This window comes from Archangium primigenium (genome assembly GCF_016904885.1).
GTDB lineage: Bacteria > Myxococcota > Myxococcia > Myxococcales > Myxococcaceae > Cystobacter > Cystobacter primigenius.
Genome location: NZ_JADWYI010000001.1, coordinates 5946119 through 5964733, shown reverse-complemented (window position 1 = coordinate 5964733; position 18615 = coordinate 5946119). Strand labels below are relative to the sequence as shown.

The 18615-nt window shown below is 66.8% G+C and carries 20 protein-coding genes; 1 reads left to right on the top strand and 19 read right to left on the bottom strand.

The annotated features are described in order from the left end of the window. Positions 1–139 precede the first annotated feature (139 nt). The 17 genes from I3V78_RS24440 to I3V78_RS24365 all read right to left on the bottom strand — a co-directional run bounded on the left by I3V78_RS24440 (position 140) and on the right by I3V78_RS24365 (position 15926). On the bottom strand, positions 140–2155 hold the full coding sequence (locus I3V78_RS24440; protein WP_204490849.1) for an ATP-binding protein: 2016 nt from the start codon (positions 2153–2155) through the stop codon (positions 140–142). Then, a complete protein-coding gene (locus I3V78_RS24435; RefSeq protein WP_204490848.1) occupies positions 2152–2361 on the bottom strand; it encodes a hypothetical protein in 210 nt (69 codons plus the stop codon). Before I3V78_RS24435 ends, I3V78_RS24440 begins: the two co-directional genes overlap by 4 nt. A 10-nt stretch (positions 2362–2371) precedes the next feature. Next, complete coding sequence (locus tag I3V78_RS24430; RefSeq protein ID WP_204490847.1) at positions 2372–3628, bottom strand: hypothetical protein; 1257 nt, start codon at positions 3626–3628, stop codon at positions 2372–2374. Further along, positions 3625–4257: a phage tail protein I gene (locus I3V78_RS24425; RefSeq protein WP_204490846.1), complete on the bottom strand. Its 633-nt coding sequence runs from the start codon at positions 4255–4257 to the stop codon at positions 3625–3627. Before I3V78_RS24425 ends, I3V78_RS24430 begins: the two co-directional genes overlap by 4 nt. Then, positions 4254–5234, bottom strand: coding sequence for a baseplate J/gp47 family protein (locus tag I3V78_RS24420; protein ID WP_204490845.1), 981 nt, complete (start codon positions 5232–5234; stop codon positions 4254–4256). Before I3V78_RS24420 ends, I3V78_RS24425 begins: the two co-directional genes overlap by 4 nt. A 5-nt stretch (positions 5235–5239) precedes the next feature. Beyond that, positions 5240–8077: a putative baseplate assembly protein gene (locus I3V78_RS24415; RefSeq protein WP_204490844.1), complete on the bottom strand. Its 2838-nt coding sequence runs from the start codon at positions 8075–8077 to the stop codon at positions 5240–5242. Positions 8078–8082: 5 nt separating this feature from the next. Beyond that, complete coding sequence (locus tag I3V78_RS24410) at positions 8083–8469, bottom strand: GPW/gp25 family protein (protein WP_204490843.1); 387 nt, start codon at positions 8467–8469, stop codon at positions 8083–8085. A gap of 9 nt (positions 8470–8478) precedes the next feature. Further along, entirely contained in the window at positions 8479–8796 is a 318-nt protein-coding gene (locus tag I3V78_RS24405; protein ID WP_204490842.1) for a hypothetical protein, read from the bottom strand. Then, the gene (locus I3V78_RS24400) at positions 8796–10445 is read right to left on the bottom strand and encodes a phage baseplate assembly protein V (protein WP_204490841.1); all 1650 of its coding nucleotides are present in this window, start codon (positions 10443–10445) and stop codon (positions 8796–8798) included. The genes I3V78_RS24405 and I3V78_RS24400 overlap by 1 nt, the downstream gene beginning before the upstream one ends. 10 nt (positions 10446–10455) lie before the next feature. Further along, positions 10456–11163, bottom strand: coding sequence for a CIS tube protein (locus I3V78_RS24395; protein ID WP_204490840.1), 708 nt, complete (start codon positions 11161–11163; stop codon positions 10456–10458). Then, positions 11163–11486, bottom strand: a complete 324-nt coding sequence (locus I3V78_RS24390; RefSeq protein ID WP_204490839.1) for a hypothetical protein — start codon at positions 11484–11486, stop codon at positions 11163–11165. The genes I3V78_RS24395 and I3V78_RS24390 overlap by 1 nt, the downstream gene beginning before the upstream one ends. Before the next feature lie 768 nt (positions 11487–12254). Next, a complete protein-coding gene (locus I3V78_RS24385) occupies positions 12255–12809 on the bottom strand; it encodes a phage tail protein (protein ID WP_204490838.1) in 555 nt (184 codons plus the stop codon). Positions 12810–12817: 8 nt separating this feature from the next. After that, positions 12818–12988: a DUF6760 family protein gene (locus I3V78_RS40365; protein WP_420840459.1), complete on the bottom strand. Its 171-nt coding sequence runs from the start codon at positions 12986–12988 to the stop codon at positions 12818–12820. Continuing rightward, a complete protein-coding gene (locus I3V78_RS24380) occupies positions 12985–13353 on the bottom strand; it encodes a hypothetical protein (protein WP_204490837.1) in 369 nt (122 codons plus the stop codon). Before I3V78_RS24380 ends, I3V78_RS40365 begins: the two co-directional genes overlap by 4 nt. Before the next feature lie 7 nt (positions 13354–13360). Then, entirely contained in the window at positions 13361–13810 is a 450-nt protein-coding gene (locus tag I3V78_RS24375) for a phage tail protein (RefSeq protein WP_204490836.1), read from the bottom strand. A gap of 36 nt (positions 13811–13846) precedes the next feature. Then, positions 13847–14974, bottom strand: a complete 1128-nt coding sequence (locus I3V78_RS24370; protein WP_204490835.1) for a phage tail sheath family protein — start codon at positions 14972–14974, stop codon at positions 13847–13849. A gap of 19 nt (positions 14975–14993) precedes the next feature. Next, complete coding sequence (locus I3V78_RS24365) at positions 14994–15926, bottom strand: phage tail sheath C-terminal domain-containing protein (RefSeq protein ID WP_204490834.1); 933 nt, start codon at positions 15924–15926, stop codon at positions 14994–14996. Between the two features lie 9 nt (positions 15927–15935). Between I3V78_RS24365 and I3V78_RS24360 the strand changes: the two genes are divergently transcribed. Then, complete coding sequence (locus I3V78_RS24360; protein WP_204490833.1) at positions 15936–16250, top strand: hypothetical protein; 315 nt, start codon at positions 15936–15938, stop codon at positions 16248–16250. A gap of 210 nt (positions 16251–16460) precedes the next feature. Here I3V78_RS24360 and I3V78_RS24355 read toward each other — a convergent pair whose 3' ends face one another. Together I3V78_RS24355 and I3V78_RS24350 are read right to left on the bottom strand one after the other, a co-directional pair. Then, positions 16461–17048: a Pvc16 family protein gene (locus tag I3V78_RS24355; protein WP_204490832.1), complete on the bottom strand. Its 588-nt coding sequence runs from the start codon at positions 17046–17048 to the stop codon at positions 16461–16463. 244 nt (positions 17049–17292) lie between these two features. Then, complete coding sequence (locus I3V78_RS24350) at positions 17293–18582, bottom strand: IS3 family transposase (protein ID WP_239576568.1); 1290 nt, start codon at positions 18580–18582, stop codon at positions 17293–17295. Positions 18583–18615: the final 33 nt, after the last annotated feature.

Here is an 18615-nt window from a genome sequence, read left to right as displayed (position 1 = left end):
CACCTGCAAGCGCCTGAAATCACTGGGAATTTCGGCCGATAAATGAGGAGATGGCTCAGGACTTCCGCTGCATCCAGGGGTGGGGCGGCGAAATGCTTTTTCGTATGGGGTCACAGTGTGCATTTCATTGGAGCGTTTTTCAGAGAAATTTAATGTTGTGGATGGGTAACTGCTGTCGTTCCGCCTCGCGCAGCGCCGCGGTGTTTATGTTCCGCATTGAGATGTGGGGGGCTTGTCCCGAGAGCCAACCTTCCTCGGCGGCAAGGAATGCCGCGTTGACTGCTATTTTGCGAATCAGCGCGCCAGAAATTTCAAGATTAGATAGATGTTCAAAATCCAAGGACTCTATCGGGGCGCCGGACGGGAATGAACACACCCACAGCGCCTTGCGTTGCTCTGGACCCGGCATCGAGAAGTTCACCACGAATTGCAGGCGGCGAGAGAAGGCGCGATCGAGATCGGACTGGCGGTTGGTCGTGAGGATGGCCAATCCTTGGAATGATTCCACGCGCTGCAAAAGGTAACTCACCTCCAAGTTGGCATAGCGGTCATGGCTGTCCCGCACCTCACTGCGCTGACCAAACAACGCATCGGCTTCGTCGAAAAGTAGAGCACATCCTCCCGCTTCAGCCGCATCAAAAACCTTGCGCAGGTTCTTCTCTGTTTCCCCGACATATTTGTTCACTACGCCGCTCAAATCGATGCGATAGAGGTCCAATCCAAGTCGCTTCGCCAACACCTCGGCGGCGAGGGTTTTGCCTGTACCACTTGGGCCAGCCAACAGCACACTGGTGCCCATTCCTCTCCAGCTTCCAGTCGAGAACCCCCACGTCTCGTGAATGAGCGCCCGATGGCGTACATGCGTTTCCACCTCGGCGAGCTGTCGAGCTTGCGTTTCGGACAGTATCAGGTCTGTCGAATGCGCTTTCAAGTTCAGTCGCTGTGCCAATCCCTCCAGCCTCTGGCGACACTGTGCCTGGGACCCGGCCCAAAGCGCTTCACGCACCTCTCCAGGTTTTGGAAGACCACCACGCGCCAGGAGTTGGCCTAACCCTTGTGTAGTGGCCGCCTCAATGGTCGCACAGTCCAAAGTGAATTGGTTTACAAGGGCATCAATGGTTTCTGGGAGTTCGAGGCGTTGCACTGTTTGGGGTTCGAGGCTTCGTTCCAACCCTTGTGTCCAAAAGGCACGCTGTTCCTCAATGGAGAGCGGGGGGACTTCGTAGAGGGCATTGGTGCGAGTTCCCGTGGCGCGGCGTTCAGGCGTGGCAAGAAAAAGCAACCCGTGGATTGATGCCACCAATCGTTGGATGGACGCGACACGCGCAGGCTCCGAGGAATCCATGTTGTGGCAGTCCAACAGGAGGGCGTGGCCACCGAGCAGCGCTTCCCGGTTCCACAAGCTCGCGAAACGCGCTGTCCCATCTTGGGAGTCGGGCAGGTTTTCCGCAGGAGCGCGCAGGAGTGAAAGGCCGAGCAATGCGGTGGAATGTTGGGCGAGCGTGGCCTGATCCGATGCACTGCGTCCAACGAGTTGAACGACAGGGAGTGGGGAATCGCGCGCCGCGCCGGCGCAGGTGGCGGCCACCTGCCGGGCCAGGGCCTCGTGCGTGGGCACCAGGGGTCTTGCGTCGGGCGGAGGCTGGACACAGCGAGCCAGCCGCTCGTCGAGGCCATCGATGCCGATGAGGTACTGCCAGATGCGCTCCTCCACGCGCAGAGGTTCTTGGGTGAGGGGTGAGCCCAGCCCCACCGTCACCAGGTCCCACTGCCGCAAGGCCCCCTGGGGTGACAGGGCATCCCAGTGCGCGTGGGGCAGTGCCGCCAGCGCCAGGGCGAAAGTGGGGTAGGGCCGTTGGGCGTCTCCCTGGGCCCGGGCACACGCGGCGGGAATGCGCGAGTCCAGCTCCATCCCGGCCCCCAGCAAGAGCACGTCCCGCTCGAAAGGGCTCAGTCCGAACGTCTCGCACAGCACGCGCAGCGCGGGGGGACGTCCGGCCTCCGCGGGCCACTCGGGCCACGCGTCGGCGTCTTCTCGCGAGGGAGGCGCGACGGGGGCCTCCGCGCGGGGCGCTTCGGCATGCCGCTCCAGCAGGCGCCGCACCCGCTCGAGGCAGGTGGAGAGGAAGGCCCGGTTGTGCTCTTCCCAGGTCATGGGGTGCCCTGACTTTCGTCAGGGGGGGAGACGGAGGCGTCCGGGGGGAGCGCGAGCACTTCGCGGAGCGCCTGCCGCGCGCCCTCGATCCGCAGCAGGGTCCGCGTCAGGTGATCGCGCCGCGTCTCCAGTTCCGCCAACATCTTCTGTCCCGTTTCGTATTCGGAATCCAGCGCGCGCAGGCGCTCCTTGATGTGTCCGCTCATGGCCGCACGCTCACGAGCCAATGGCGATGAATTGGAAGGGCATGGCGGCCCCCTTACCATCCGCCAATCCCACTTTGATGATGAGCCTATCGCTCGTGACTGCCATGACCAATGCATTCGTGCGGGTGTCTGCATCATGCACCCGCGTGTACCAGTTGTTTTCCGCCTTCGGATCCAGGCCAGCGGGGAGGAAGGTCCTGCTCGCGATCACGGTGGGAGGCTTCTCGAAGACAGGGTCGAATTCGATCTCGAAAACACCTGGGAGAGCCGTTAGGGTTCCCCCTCTATTGATCCTGAAGCCGCTGCCTGCGTCGATGGTCTTGTCTTCCCTCACGGAGCCGCGGATGATCCGAAGCGGATCCTGTGCGCGTACCACGTGCATGCCACCGACCGACAGGGAAGGGGTTTTGACGGCGAGCCCACCCTCGATGCTGACATGGCCCTTGAGGGTGACACCGCCATCGCGGATGCTCAGGCGCTCGTCGCCGCCCTGCCAAAGACTGAGCGTGTCCTCGGGATCGTTGTCAATGCCAATCCGGAGGATCGCGTTTTCGCCCTTGTCGGCGAAGTAACGGATGAAGGCGGAGTCGGCCGCGCCACCTCCTGGGTTGGACGGGAACTGGATGCCGGCGGATGCGGTGTTTCCAGCCCGAGGAATGAGCGCCCCCATCACTTGAAGATTCCCGCTCACGCTCACGCCGCTCTCCGGCGGCTCGGCGTCGACCTTCGCGATCGAGCGCAGGACATGTCCCCCCATGGGGCCTGGCAGGTGAACGCCCGCGTAGACGCGGTGGCTCGTCTCCACGGACTTGATGTCACCGTTCTCCGTGATCACCTCCGCGAGCAGCACGTGAGCCGCGCTCCCATCGATCTCCGCCGAGAAGAAGATGTCTGGCTTCTGAAGAAATCGGTTGGCACCTGAGACGTCCTGCTTGCTGTCGGAGCCGTCCACCTGTTCTTCCTGGAAGCGCATATACAGGTGCGTTCCTCCCTTCTCCGGGAAGAAAATCGTTTGAGCCGTGTTCAGCAGGAGATGGCGTCCCAGGCCGTCCACGGCCGCCCCGGCGGTGACGGACACCGTCCTCGCGTCCACCCGGGTGACCTCCAGTCCCTCGGCGATCCCGGGCGCGTGCAGGAGCCGGTCGTGACTGCGCTGCCGGTCGATGTGATATGTCTGCTCGTCGATGAAGTCCTGCTCCATCAGGAATTGATTGTTGTAGTAGCGCAGGCGCTTGGTCACATACGGGGGCTGCTTGTCGTCCATCATGTCGTGGCTTTCCTTGGGCTGAACTTCACCCTGCCCAAAAGGGTGTTTTTCCCAATACGGAGTTCTTTTCCCTGCTCGTGGGAGATCTGCATGCTGGGGGAGTGGATTTCCAGGGCGTAGACCGTGTGCGCGGGCTTCTGCTGATCGACGAGGGTGCTCACCTGATGCGCCAGCCGGGCCAGTTCCGCGGGATCGCGCTTGTGCACGGAGAACGAGACGCGGAAGAAATGGGACTCTTCCGGGTCTCCTCTCGAGACCTCGACGGACACGTCTGGCAGGAGGAGCTGGAGCACCTCCCGCACTCCCTCCCGGGTGCCCCGCTTGCGATGCAGGGACACCGCGCGTCGGATGAACTGGCGCTTGAACTCCAGCGACCATTCCTGCCGCAGGCTCACCGCGACCCAGTCCGCCAGCCAGGGAAGGAAGTCCTCGGGTGCACCCCTGTGTGGGTTTTCTCCCACCGGGTCGAACCAGGTGTGGATGCGATCCAGCGTGAGTTCGAGCCCCTCCGGCATGCCGGTCTCCGAATACCCGGTGTACATGTGCTCGAAGGCCTTCAGGAAATCACCCAGGACGGGATCCTGCTGGAGGACGGCGGGCAGGTATTGGAAATAGGAACTCGTCGTCATGAGTGGCTCCAGGTGTCGTCGGCCACGGACTTCGTCTTGAAATTCTCGGAAGAGAGGTTCACGGCGGGGAGTTCGTGCGCCTGCAACCGCACCCCCCCCTTGTTCGGGAGCAGGCGATGCGAGTCCTCTTCTTCCAGCACCAGCCGGAACGAATCGCCCAGCTCCACGTAAGCCACGCCGGGCTGGTCGTGAAGCCAGGCGAGCAGCTCCGAGACGAACACGCTCCGGCCCAGGGGCCATCCGCGGCCGTCCGCCCCGCCGTGCAATGCGTGGAGGTGGCGTTGCACGGCTTCGGCGGCCTTCTTCTGGACGTCCTGGGCCACGGCCTCCGGTCGCAGGTAGAGGGTCGCCTCGAGACTGAATCGCACGTACTTCGGGCCAACGACATGACAGACGGTGGTGAGCAAGCACCGCGGCTCGAGAAACTTCCACAGGGACGACAGCACCGTCGCGTCGGGCTGTTCGGTCGTGCCGGGCGGCGTGGATGCGATTGTCTCCGAGATGACCACGATGCTGAAGTGTCCTGGCTTGACCTCGTTCGGTGGGCCCCCCGTCAGGTCACGCTCGGCGAGGCAGTGGATGCGTCGCGGTGTGGGGTCTCGCGTCGTCTTCACCCACTGCCTGGCGAGCCACTCGAAGTCCTCGCACGTCACCGCCCGGTAGGGGGTGCGCAGCTCCAGGAGCGTGGCGTGGATGGCCCTCGACAGCGCCTCGGGATCCGTCTCCTCGCCTGGAACCGGGCGCTTCCAGTCCGGTGCGTTGAGCAGTCGAAGGAAGGTCCACGTGCTGCGCTCGGGCACCTGATCCACGCGGTAGAGCACCATCTCGGTGAGCCAGGCGAGCAGTTCCACGAGCATGATGCCAGGGTCGGATGGGTTGTGGTCCGTCCAGCCGGGGGCGAGCGTGGGCAGCAGGGCGCGTGCCTCCGCCATCAGGTCGGCATGGGTCAAATCATCGAGCGGAGAGGGGTCGCGCATGGTGATCACTCCGGAATGCCCGCGAGCCGAACGTCGAGGAAGGCCTCCTCGACGAAGAAGAGCGACTTGGACCCAGGGACCGCGGGCCCGAAGGAAAGCGTGAGTTCGGCGGACAGGACATGATCCACTCCCTTCTCCTGATGGATCAGGGCCAGCAGTTCCGACTCCCGTGGCCGCTGGTCAAAGTCCCATCCAGCGCCTGTTGGACCGCCGGTCAAGGGATGCAGGTAGCGCGCGAGCCTGTCGCGCGCTCGCGTCCGGACGGCTTCTCCCTCCGCGACCCGTCGGGGGACGAGCACGGCCGTGAAGGCCGCCGCGATCCAGGTGGGTCCCGTGACGTGGAGCACGGTGGTGGGCGGACAGCGTGCGCGCAGATGCTCCTCCACCCGCCGCAACAACTGGAGATCCGGCAGGGGCCGGGGCGCGGCGCCGTGGGGAATGACGATCAGGGACACCCGGCCGGCGCCGGCCTCTTGTGGCGCGGGCTTCTCGGCCTGGGCAATGGGATTGAACGCGGGTGGGCATGCCCGGACACGGGCGATGGTGGTCGAGGCCTCGCGGGCGAGGTCCTCGTAGTCCTCGGCCGTGACAGCGCGTCCTCCATGACGCAGCACGCGGGCCTGGCGCCAAGCGAGCTGGGGAGGTGATTCCCCATCGGCCCCTCCGGTCGCGGGCTCCGGTTGGGAGACGGAGGCCACGGACGGCAGCGGGGTGACGAGCCGGGTGAGCGTTCCCGCGGGCACATCGCCAGAAGCGCCTCCGCCGGAGCGGTAGGTCAAGCGTACGTTGTTGGCCCCGGCGGGAGGAATCCGTCCCCGGAGCCCATCGCCGAAGCGCACCTGGCCGCGCGCCGGGTCGAGCGTGTAGTGACGATCCTCGGGTCCGGAGGCCAGCAGGTCGGGGACCGCGGACCAGCGGACCCAGGTCTCCTCGAGGACATCGAGCCGGAAGTCCTCGAGCACCGGGGTCCGCGTGGTGGAGAAGGTCTGGGCGGCGCTCGCCGTGCTCGAGCCGAGCACTTCATCCGTCACGAGGGTGGCATGACAGGCCCAGACGGTGTTGAGCCGCACGCCCCGTAATTTCACGCTCCGGACGGGGCCTTCCGACAGCCGCCTCACCCGGAGCCAGAAGCACTTCTGTCCAGACTCGAGGCGCTGCGTGTGCGTGGACGGACCGATGAACCGCACGAGGCCGTCCTGGAGCAAGGCGCTGGTTTCGTCCTCGACCGCCAGGGAACGCCACCCGTCCTCGTGCCGGTACTCCCAGGCGAGCTGACGCTCGTCCCCGGCGCCCACCGAGGCGTTCGCGGCGTGGGCCACGAGGTCCTCGGGGCTGGGGGGCTCCACCTGGAAGAACAGGGAGACGGGGAGGTCGCCAAAGGGGCGGTCGAAGCCCAGGTACAGGGTGGGGTGGGTCTCCGGCTCCTCCTGGAAGACGGTGACCCCCGGGGCCCAGGGAAAGATCACCGGCAGGTGCGTCCAGACGCCCCCGTCGTGGCTCAGACAGGCCTCCCAGGGTGGATGGAGGGTGTCCTCATAGCCGAGCGTCAGGAACGAGAGCACGGGGGGCCGGGTGGCCCTGGTCTCGGGAGCACCATAGTGGCCTTCGACAATCCGGATTCGCAGCCAGCGTCCCAGCACGCCGTTGACGCGCGTGTCCTGGAGGTGGCCGGGCAGCGTGAGCCGCACCTGGCCGTCCTGGGTGAGCGCGCGGGTCGTGTCCCGGAAGTCCTCGGTGTCCGTGCCATCCTTGGTGGAGCGGCCCAGCTTCCACCACCCCTTGTCGGTCCAGACCTCCCAGGCCAGGACCGCTGTCACGCCCTCGGGCGAGACATGCTTCCAGGGAGAATTCGCATTCCAGCCCACGGTGAGGTGGATCGTCCGTGTGGCCGAGGGCCCCGCGGTGCGCAGGACATCCGCGCTGGAGAGGTAGAAGGCGTCATTGAAGTGCGGCATCTCCCCGAACGGGAGCACGTTGCCGTCCGGCTCCAGGGCGAGGGCATTGTGGAACAGCCGGTCTGGGAGGACGCCCGTGCGCTTGACGCGAACCTGGGTCTGGATGTTCCGCGGCACGAGGGTGTCCCAGGAATCCATGGGGACACAGCGCAGCCAGCGTGCCGTGCGTCCCCATCGCGCGAGGCGTTCCGGATGGACTCCGGTCAAGTCCAGTGTGCGCACCGCCTTGTCCGGGGACACGTCTTGACGCAAGGGCAGGGGCCGCCACTGCGCTCCATCCCAGAAAGACCAGGCAGGCTCCTGCTTCGGACTCAGTGCCCACTCGATCTCGAGCGCGCGGTGGGTGGTGTCCGGCTGCGTGAAGAGGGCATCACAGGCCAAGTAGAGCTCGCGCTCGACGGGCGCCTGGACCTCGAAGGGAGAGAAGGCCTGGGGAGACGCCGGATCGAGGAGCCTGTGGCGGGCGGGCTTCTTCTCGTCCTTGGGCTCGCGCACGAGGAGGGCCACGAGTGTCGAGCGGGTGAGGGTCAACGCCTGTTCCGTCTCGAAAGCGGGGCTGTCTTCTCCCGAGACGCGCGTGCCTGGGGGAACGGTGGCGCTGGGGGCCCCGGGCGCGAGCTGGAACGTCAGGGGCACCCGGGCGGCCCGGGGCGGCCGAGGCGCGGTTCCCAGCAGTTCCAGGAAGGCCCGCCGGTGCAGCTCGGGCACGCGGTTGAGGCGCTGGATCACCTGGCACAGCATGCGCGCGAAGACGCGGATGAGCGCGGAGCCCGGATCCTGGCCGCCGTGAGCCGGCCTCCAGGCGGAGTGCTTTTTCGCGAGGTGCTCGATCCGCGTGACGAGGTCCTCATACGTGCGGGAATCGAGGAGGGGCGTCGGGACGGTCATGGCGCTCAGCTCACGTAGAAGGGGTAGACGAGGTTGAAGCGGCTGTTGGTGGCGCGCACGACGTAGGACACGTCGATGAGCAACACGGCCGGGTCCCGTGGCGCGGGCTCGATGCGCACCTCGCGCACGTCCACGCGGGGCTCCCACCGGGCGAGCGCCTGGGTGACGTCGTCGATCAGCAGGCCCAGCGTGGCGCTCTCCACGTGGGTGAAGACGCGCTCGTGGATGGCGCAGCCGAAGTCGGGCAGCATCACCCGCTCTCCGGGCGACGTGGAGAGGATGATGAAGAGCGACTGGCGGATCTTCTCCTCGCCACCGCTCATGACGATGCGGCCCTCGGTGTCGATCGTCACCGGAAAGTGCCAGCCGTGTCCCAGGAAGCCTTCACGCATGGGGTCCTCCTAGAAGCCCTTGACGCGCACCTGGGTCCCCAGGACCTGGAGCGGAGCGGGAGTCGGTGCGCACAGGGCCCGGCTGTCGCGCAGGAGCACGGGCTGGCCCCCGGCACGGACGCGGGTGGCGGCGGTGAGGAACTGGCCAGACACGCAGGGGGGCCCCACGGGCGGGCTCTGGGGGCAACCGGAGACGAGGAAGGTGCCGGTCTGGACCACCACGGGCACGCCCCCCAGCCTCACGCGGGGCGCGAGGGCGGTGAAGCGGGCCTGTCCGCCATGGGGACACAGGGCGCGGGTGTCCTGGCCCAGAAGGGGACCGGGCATCACACCACCTCCAGGGCGCCGTCGTTGAGCTTGATGCCCGCGGGGCTGTTGAGCGCCAGTCCCCCCTCCGCCCGCACACTGACTTGCTCGCGCACTCGCGCGGAGAGCTCACCGCACTTCAGGTTCAGGGCGCCCTGGCTCTCCAGGAGCAGGGTGCCCGCCTGGGCATCGATGACGAGCTGGTTCTGGCCCCCGTCGCCCAGGATGATCTTGCGTGCCTGGTCGTCGAACCACAGGGCCAGGCCCCCGGGGGAGCGCAGGGCGTACTGGTGCTTCACGCCCTCCTCGGCGCCGCCCGCGGCCCGTGAGGACTCCGGAGGAGCGGCCGTGGCGCTCCACACGCCGCCCAGCACGAGGGGCCGGTCGATGTCGCCCTGCTCGAAGGCGACCACGACCTCGTCCTCCACCTGCAGCGGCAGGTAGAGTCCGTGCCCCTTGCCCGCCATGGACGAGGCGACGCGCACCCAGTCGCTCTCGTAGTCCGGCGCGAGCCAGGGGATGCGCAGCTTCACCTGTCCCTTGTGCTGGGGGTCCACCTGGCTCACCCGGGCGGTGGTGAGGCCCCGCAGGGGCTCCCGGGACTCGCCCACGCTCTCGGGTCCCCAGGGGCCGCCCCGCACCTCGAACGCCGTGCGGAAGCCCTCGTTGACGGAGAACGTGTGGGTGACCTGGGTGAGGTGGTACTCGCCGCTGAAGCGCCGGCCCACGCCCTGGAGGTCGACCGTGCCGCCCACCCGCAGGGACGGGGTGCCGAGGCAGTGCCCCGTGCCGTTGATCGCGCTGGACACGAGCTGCCCGAGCTCCGCCTCGGCCAACTCCCGCGCCTCGGCGGGGCTGTTCACCGGCCGGTGGGTCAGCGTGCGCTGGCCTCGGGCTCGCAGCTCGGTGGGCAACAACAGGCCGGCCTGCTTGCGTCCGGCCAACAGCCGCGCCGACTCCACCAGTTCCTTTTCTCCCTGGGGCGCCGAGGAGCGCACCGTCACGGTCCCGGCCAGGGACTGGGACGAGACGCGGGCGTTGAACTCGAGCAGCTGCGGCCCGAGCACCAATCGGACGGGCGCGCCCGGCTCCCGCTTCTGGAAGTGGAGCATTTTGCCCCCATCCTTGAGCGAGAGGGTCAACTCACAGCCGTGATCGCGCGCCAGGGCGTTGAGGAACTCGAGGTCCGTCTGGTTGTACTGGGTGATGGAGGAAAGGCTCACCGTGGGCACGCCTCCCACGCGAAAGCCGTGCGTCTGGACGACACGGGCGACGAGTTGCTCCAGGGTCTTCTCGCTGAACCGGCGCGTCCGCTGCTCGCGGGCGAGGACATGGCGGGGGTCCAGGCCGGACACCTCCAGCAGGGGGGGCCCGTCGGCCTCGGCCTTGAGCTCCAGGTCCGTGAGCTCTCCACGGAAGACGGGCTCCAGGGTGGTGGCGCTCGCGCCAAGGCGGATCTCCACCTCACCGCCCAGTTGGAATCGGGGGTCATCCACCCAGGTGTACGTGCGCGTGTCGAGATTCCAGGTGCGCAACTGGAGCGTGCATTTGCTGGTGAGGCCCGCGCCGTGCTCGACGCTGAGCGAGACGAGATCGGCCCGGGTTCGCGGATCGAGCGGCCTGCCCGCGAGCTTCACCTCGATACCAGGGCCAGGAAGAATGGAGTCCATGGATGATCCTTCACACCAGGGGGGGGATGAGCAGACTCATGCCCGGGGTGAGCTTGAGCGGGTGGGTGATGCGGTTGGCGCGGGCGATGGGGCGCCAGAGCGCGGCATCGCCGTATTCCTCGCGGGCGAGGCTCTGGAGGGTGTCACCCCGGCGGAGGACCCGCCGCTTGGCCACGTCCGCGGAATGAAGCTCGGAGCGCTTCTGCTCCGCTTCGGTCTCCACCTGGGTGAAGCGACAAGCGAACTCAGCCCGGATGGGCATGCCCTCTGACGAGAAGGCGGTGTATTTGCGGTCCAGGGCGGTGAGCATGCCGTGCATCAGGACCCAGGTGCCCCAGATCAGCTTGCAGCGGGGGGGACGATGCAGCTCGGGATTGACCCGGATGAGCTGGACGAACGTGTTGAGCCGCTCCTTGAAGTGCTGGGCCCGCAGCTTCGTCTCCCACTCCTGGGTCATCTTCATGTCCGACCCCTTCTCCTTGGAGAAGTCGAAGAAGAGCTCCAAGGACAGCTCGATGGGCCGGGTGGCCTTGAAGTCGAAGACGTGCCGCTGCTGGGCGGCGATCTGCCCGCTGATGCTCGTCACGTTCCAGTCGGCGGCGTGTTTGAACTGGAGCGTCTGGGGATTGAACAGGGCGGTGAACTTGCCCACATCGGTGAAGACATTCGGGACGTGGGTCTCGTGGAGGAGCTGCAACTTCTGGATCGGGCCGCTCATCAGCGTGCGCCTCCCCGGCGGACCTTCTCCTCAATGGACTGGCGCAGCAGGCGTTGGCGGACGCGGCGCGTGAGCGCCTCCAGATCCACCTCCGGCGGCAGGGAGAGGGGCGGGGGGGCGGACATCGGGACCCGCTCCGGCTCATGCGGGGCCGAGCGCGCGGGGACCTGGGTCGTGGTGGCCGACGGCGCGGCGGTCCGCTGGGGCGCCGAGGCGCCTGGATGCCACGGGGGCGCGGCGGTCCGCTGGGGCGCCGAGGCGCCTGGATGCCACGGGGGCGCGGCCGACGACGCGGGCGCGGGCGGGCGTGAAGGATGGACCATGGGAGACTCCGTTCCTCGCCAGGCCCCGCGCTCGGCGGGAGGCCGCGCGGAGACCTGGAGACGCCGCGGGGATGGCGGCGGCGTGGCATGGGCGCGAGACACGGGATGGAGTGGAGGGAGGGGGAGCTGCGGAGGCGTGGAGACCTGAAGGGGTTGAACGAGGGCGACGCCCGACGCGGTGACCTCCGGTCGCACGAGCCGGGCGGGCGACGGGACCTGGACGACGACGAGCGGATGAGGACGGACCTCGCCCGGCGGCGCCTCGTCCGAGGCCATGGGGCGCGCGGAGGGCGGAGACGGCCATGGAGGTGAGGGGCGGACGTCCCCTGGCGTCGTATCGCGGCGGAGGGGCGTCGGGGGAGGGCTCGGGGACACGATCAGCCGTGGCGCGGAGGCGGTTCGCGGCACGGGGGCCTGCGCTGGCGTCGCGAGCGCCGGGACGGGGAGAGCCTTGACGAGGAGGCGCGCTGGAACCGGTGGCATCTCCTCTGTCAGCCCAAGCGTCACGACGGTCCACCCGGTGGCGTGGATGATGGGGACCAGGCTCTTGTCCAACCCCACGCTGGGGGTGTAGCGGCGCACGAGCCGGGTCAGCCATTCCAGACGCTGTTGCGGGAAGCGCATGCGCGAGAGGATGCGTCGTACCAGTCCCAGCGGGACGAGGCCCGGCTGTTCGGCGCGGTGCCAGAGCTGGCGCAGCAGCCGTGGGTCCACGTCCCGCCGACAGTCCGTGTTGGGAGGAGAGTCGAGCAGGGTCATCTCCATGTCCTATCGGGCGAGCTGCCCGACGGCGCGGGCCCGCGACAGCAGGGGAGACAACGCGCCCTTCCTGAGGCCTTGATGCTCCAACTCGAGCTGTTCGATGGCCACCGCATCGCCGCTCGCATCGAGGGTGGGGCCGACCCATCGCGTCGGAACGGCGTCCACGCAATACCACCACGTGATGGGCGCATGCTGTGCATCGAGCATCACCACGGAGACGGTCCTCGGGCTGATGCGCAGGCCCGCCTGGGCTTCGTCGAACCACTCCCAGAGCGCGTCGACGTCCGTCACGCCATGGGACAGGATCAGCGGGGGATACGTGACGTGCTCGACGAGCGGATACTCGAACGGACTGCCCCCTTCTTTCTGGCGCTGGTAGGAAACCTGAGCCTCCAAGCCCTTGACGCTCTGGAACCCTCCCGTCAGCAACCCATCGATCTCCACGAGGAAGTTGAACCCCGGATAGGGGTCCAATCGCTTTCCAGACAGCCGCAGGGCCGTGGCCGCCACGGCGTTTGTGCCAAAGGGAGTGAATCCAGACAGGAGCGGAGCGAAGGGCATACGGGTTCCTAGCGGCCTCGCGAGGAGGCCTCGTTCAGACGTTCATGGAGGCGGGAGACTTCCGCCACCCAGTGCTGACGCTCGGCATGGGAGAGCGCCATCACCTGGTCACGGGGCCAGTGCAGGTAATACGAGAGGAACGCTACCTCCTCGGACAGCCGCTCCGAGGGGTAGCTCAGGATTCCCCCACCGGGCTCGTCTCCACCTCGAACTGCTGCTCACAGTGGGGACACGCCACACGCAGCCGCGTGTGTCCCGTCTCGTTGAGCCGCCGGTAGACGTCCTGCAAATACAGCAGATCTCCAGAGGGCAGGCCCTCCATCACCTTGGGGTTGATGAACTCGAGCGTGCCCAGGTGGGTGATGACGCGCGAGAGCAGGATGATGAGCAGGTAGGCCGGATTGGACTGGACGCGCGGGTCCTTGAGCGGGGCGATCTCGTCGAAGGCCGTGGACATGCGCATCCGTCCCTCGCGGTGGAGGGTCCCCTCGGCATCTCGGTAGCCATGGGGCAGGAGGAAGGGGTGCTCGGCGCTCTCGGTCATGGCGCGCCTACTTCCAGCTCTGCACGGAGATGCCCTCGTGGGCGAGCTCCAGCGTCTCGATGGCGGTGCTCTCGGAGGTGGCGTCCAGGGTGGGGCCGGACCACTTGGTGGGCCAGCAATTCTTGACGTTCCACCAGATCTTGTCGTTGCCCTGGTCGTCCCGGAGCACGATGGAGATGTCCCTGCGGGTCACCTTGCCCTCGATGGCCTGCTTGTGCCACTCCCAGAGCGCGTTGTCCTGGGAGATGCCGCGCTTGAGGACGATGTTGCTCACGGACTGCAGGCCGGGGAGCTGTCGCTGGGCCAGCGTCGGGTCGGTGCCCTCGCGGTACTTGACGGCACCGATGGTGCTTTCCAGGCCCGAGCATTCCTTGAAGCCGGCGCGGGTGATGCCACCCAATTCCACCTTGAAGTTATAGGTCGCGAGCAGATCTCCGCTGCTCAGGGTCTTGTCCATGATCAGGTCTCCTGGGTGTGCTACGAGGTCATTGAGTCAGGCCACGGAGGTGTCGAGCTGTCCGCCCGCGCGCTGGACGAGCTGGAGGACGATGAATTCGCGAGGCGTGGAGGGCGCCAGACCCAACTCGAGAACGAGCTCGCCCCGCTCACGCACCTCCGTCGGGTTGTTCTCGGCATCGCACTTCACGTAGAAGGCATCCTGGGGTGAAGCGCCCCGGAGGGCTCCTCTCTGGAAGAGCACCTCCAGGACCGCGCCCACCTCCCGGTGCACTCGCAACCACAACCGCCAGTCATTGGGCTCGAAGGTGGCCCAGGAGAGCTGGCGCATCAATTGACGGCGCAGCAAGAGGAACAGACGCGACACACCCACGGAACGCCAGGCCTCCTGCGGCGAGAGGGTACGGGCCCCCATCACGCGAATGCCACGGCCTGGAAGCGCCCGCAGGGCATTGATGCCCTGTTCATGAAGCCACGCGGGGTCCATTGGGTGGTCCTCCAGGTCCACCACGCCCTCGAGCACTTCGTTGGCGGGGGCCTTGGAGAAGCCGTGGCGTGCGTCCGTACGGGCATAGAGCCCGGCGATGTGGCCACAGGGGGAAAAGAACTCCGGGGTGCCCGCCACGCGGATCCTGGGGAAATAGAGGGCTCCCAGGTGGGTGTCCCGCGTGTCCTGGAAAGGCAGCGCTCGAAGACCGAGCAACCGCTGCTCCAGGGACTTGCCTCCGAGCGAGGGGAAGTCCAACAGGGCGAGACAATTGCCCCGGTCGATGCAGAACCGGAGCAACTGGTGTTGGGCGGCCGGCAGGCCTTTGCGCTCATCGACTGGCGGGAGGCTCGGAGCGCAGATCAGGTCGAAGGCATCTTCGTCCCTCAACGCGGCCAGTCCCGCGGAAAGCGTGTGCTTTTGGCCCAGGGGCACCACCCAGCACTGCCGCCCGCCGTTCTCGAAGAAGCCGCGCACCGCGATCTCCAGGGCCGTCCCCGGACCCGAGGCCCCCCGCGCCGTCGTGAACCGCTCCGGACGCGTGAGCAGCCGCGGGGTAGGTCTGGCGCTGTCGTTCTCAGCGCATCCAAGAATGGCGGGCACACCCGAGAACTCCTGGGGCGGGGACTCGAGTCCCACCTGGGTGATGGAGACGCCGGGAACGGATGTTGAACTCATGGCGATGCCTCCGCGCGTCCTACTTGGCCGGACCGTTCCACTGGCCGAGCCGGATGATGACGAACTCGGCGGGTCGCACGATGGCGACGCCGATCTCCGTGACGACGCGTCCCAGATCGCGCTGATCTGGCGGGTTGGTTTCCGCGTCGCACTTCACGTAGAAAGCTTCCTCGGGACTGCTGCCAAACAGCGCCCCCGAGGCCCACACGGTGGTGAGGAAACTCGTGACGTTGCGCGTGATGCGCGCCCAGAGATCGGCGTTGTTCGGCTCGAACACCGTCCACTGCAAGCCCACGCGCAGTGAATCGTTCAGGTAGCTGAACAAGCGGCGAACATTGATGTATCTGAACTCCGTGCTGTTGGGGTCGAACGTGCGTGCGCCCCACACCCGGATGTCGCCGTTCATGTCGCGGATGCAGTTGATGCCTTTTTCGTTGAGGACGCCCTGGGTCTCCGTATTGACGCGCCAGCGCAACCCCAGGGCTCCGTACACGATCTCGTTGGCTGGCGCCTTGTGTACGCCGCGAGTCGCGTCCACTCGGGCGTAGATGCCAGCCACGTGCCCGGAGGGTGGAACGAAGCGGGGGGCCCCCGTCTTCATCTCCTTGCCCTCACCTTGCTTCAACTCCGGGTCGAAGACCTGGAGCCACGGATGATACATGGCGCCGAAATGCGACGATGTCGGCATCGAGTCTCCGTCGAAGGTCGGAGCCGCGCTGTTGTCTCCCTCCTCCGGGCCATCGAGCACAGCGAATCGATCTCCCAGATTTTCACAATGCTTTACCAGTTTGTCTACTTGGTTTCGGTCCGTGTTTCCGGGCGAAACCACGATGGCGAGTTCATCGATGGCCGCGAACACCGCGAGTACCTCATCCAGTTTGGTAGAATCCGGCAAACGGCTGACGTAGCAGCGTGTGCCACCATTGTTGAAAAAACCGTAGACGGCGTGCACGAGATAGGCATGCTTCGTCGCATCATCAGCTGGCGCTGGCGCTGGCGCTGGCGCTGGCGCTGGCGCTGGCGCTGGCGCTGGCGCTGGCGCTGGCGCTGGCGCTGGCGCTGGCGCTGGCGCTGGCGCTGGCGCTGGCGCTGGCGCTGGCGCTGGCGCTGGCGCTTGGGATTGGTTCGCGGCTTCGCGCGAACTCTCAGCGCCAGCTCCTTCCTGCTTGCCCCCTGTATTGGTGGGCTTTTCCTCCTTGGGTCCGATGAATCCACCGAATTTGTTCTTGAATTCGGTGAAGTTGGTGCACAGCACCACATCTCCGTCCTTGGCTAACTTGGCAGCATCCTGGGGCTTGCCTTTGATGGCCTTGGTCAGACTGTAGATGCTGATGAATCCTGCTGTACTGGTTCCCGCGCCTCGAATGGGAGACGTGCCAGAGCGCACCTCATCGATGTAAACTCCAGGCGATTTGTAATCCAACATGTGTTTTTCCTCCGTGATGGAGAGGTGTTTTCTCGTGGGTGGTTCCGCACTCGGCGGCTGTCAGGTTTGGCGTTTAAAGTCCAGATTCACGACGGACTCGCGCACGGTGTGTTCGGCGACCTTCGGAGCCATCACCTCGACGGGGAGGGTCACGGTGTAGTGGAATGAGGGACGAGGCTTGCCTCTCAGTGCGTTCCACAGTTCCATGCCGTGGCGCAGGGATTCCGGAGGGATGACGCTGGTGCGGGGCAACAGGGGTCGTCCCTTGAGACTTCCTTGCAAGCACTCCGAGGGAAGTCTGCGGTGGCGCATCAGTACCCGGAGCGCTTCGCCCAAGAGGAGGTGTTCGTCCGCCTCGGGGGTCTGGGCACCATCCCGCCCATGGGCGGTCACCATGTAATGGCAGTCCACCCAGGCGGGGGCATGCTGGATGAGCACGGAGCCGTTGTCCTGACGCTCCGAGTGGGTCTCGGGATGTCTCAGACTCACGTTCTCCTGGACGTCGTAGAGGAACAGGTTGATGCCAGGCAGTTGGAAGCTGGCGGGCGGAAAGCGATCGTCCGGAGTCGCGAAGCCGATGAACACCTGGAGGGCGGAATCCAGCAGGTTGCCAGGCAGCTCACACCGGAGCAGTTCCTTGAGGGTCATGTCCAGGTCATGAATCAAGTCGCGCTCCGAGGGCTCACCTGCTTCGTCGACCGGGTGCCTTCCGCCTTCATCCGCCGCTCCTGGTGCGCATCGAGCCTTGCCATCGGGCCCGGGTCTCGCGGCGCCACCGCGAGGCGACAACCATGCTGCCACCGGGGGGTCTGGCGGCCGCCGCGTCCGCGAGCATGGGTCGCGTCTTCGGGTCGAGGGCGGAGCGGCGCGCGACGCGGCGCACCGGTGGGTGTCAAGTCAGTTGTCGCCCGCGGGAAGGTGGACCTGTCCGGAGGGGCGGGGAACGAGCCCAGCCCCGGGGCCGCCAGGCGTCCAGGTGGCAGGCGCGTGGTTCGACGAGGGACGGGGACGTCTTCACGGGGACCTGGGGAAAGCGCGCGGGTTCCCAGCGCCGTGGGGCGCGAGACCATCGCCCGGGTCTCCTGGACCTGGCCCGCTCGTACAGCCGGGCGCGCCGCGCGAGCACTTCCGCGTCCCGGCCAAAGTACCGGTCATCCGGTGTGACGTAGCCCAGGCGGCTGTGCAGGTGCTCCCGGTTGTACCAGGCCACGAATCGGCCCATCCAGGCGCGCGCGCCCTGGGGGGACGGGAATCGCTCGTTCGGGAAATCCGGACGGCTCTTGAGGGTGCGGAAGAGCGACTCCACGAAGGCGTTGTCGTTGCTCACCCCCGGGCGGCTGAACGAGGGGATGATGCCCAGGCGTCGCAGTGTCTTCGCCATGGTGACACCGCGCATGGGCCGCCCGTTGTCGGTGCGCAGCAGGAGCTTCCTGGCATCGACCATGTTCCGCGCGCACACCTCGCGGATGAGCGCGGCGGCCCGCTCGGAGCTCTCCTCGGTGTGGATCCTCCACCCCATGATGCGTCGACTGAAGACATCCATCACCAGATACAAATAGAGGAAGGTGCCGCGCTCCGGGCCCCGCAGGTAGGTGATGTCCCAGCTCCAGAGCTGATTGGGGGCCGAGGCCGCCCGGGAATCCACCGGCCGACGGACGAGCGGCCTGGGGGTGGAGCGCTGAGCGCGCAGGAGCCGGTACAGGGTGGACTCCGAGGCCAGGTAGATGTTCGCATCCGCGAGCCTGGGCACGATCTGCCAGGGAGAGAGTCCTTGTGACCGGGCGGAGTGGAGCACGCTCAAGATGAACCGGCGCTCCTTCGCATCGATCCGATTCGTGGGCACCCGGGTGACCTCGGGCCGTCCGTCCCGGGCGAGGGCTGGCTTGCGCCAGCGTTGGACGGTGCGCGGAGAGACGCCCAGCAGATGACAGGCGGCGCTCTGTCGGGCCCCTTCCGCCATGGCTTGCTGGAGGAGTTCATGAACCCGGCTCCGGTCCTCGGGAGAATGCAGTCGGCCACGCCCCCCGACCGCGAGTCCTCGGGCCTTCCGGGACAGGGCCACCAAGGCCCGCGCTTCCCGGAGGGCCTTGTCCTTGCGGCGCAAGGCCCGTTCGAATCGCCTGATCCGCGCATTCAGGCCTTCTGGACGCGAAGCCCTCCCGTGCGCGCACTGTCTCGACATGACCGCATCCTGACACGGGTATTCCGTGGGAGA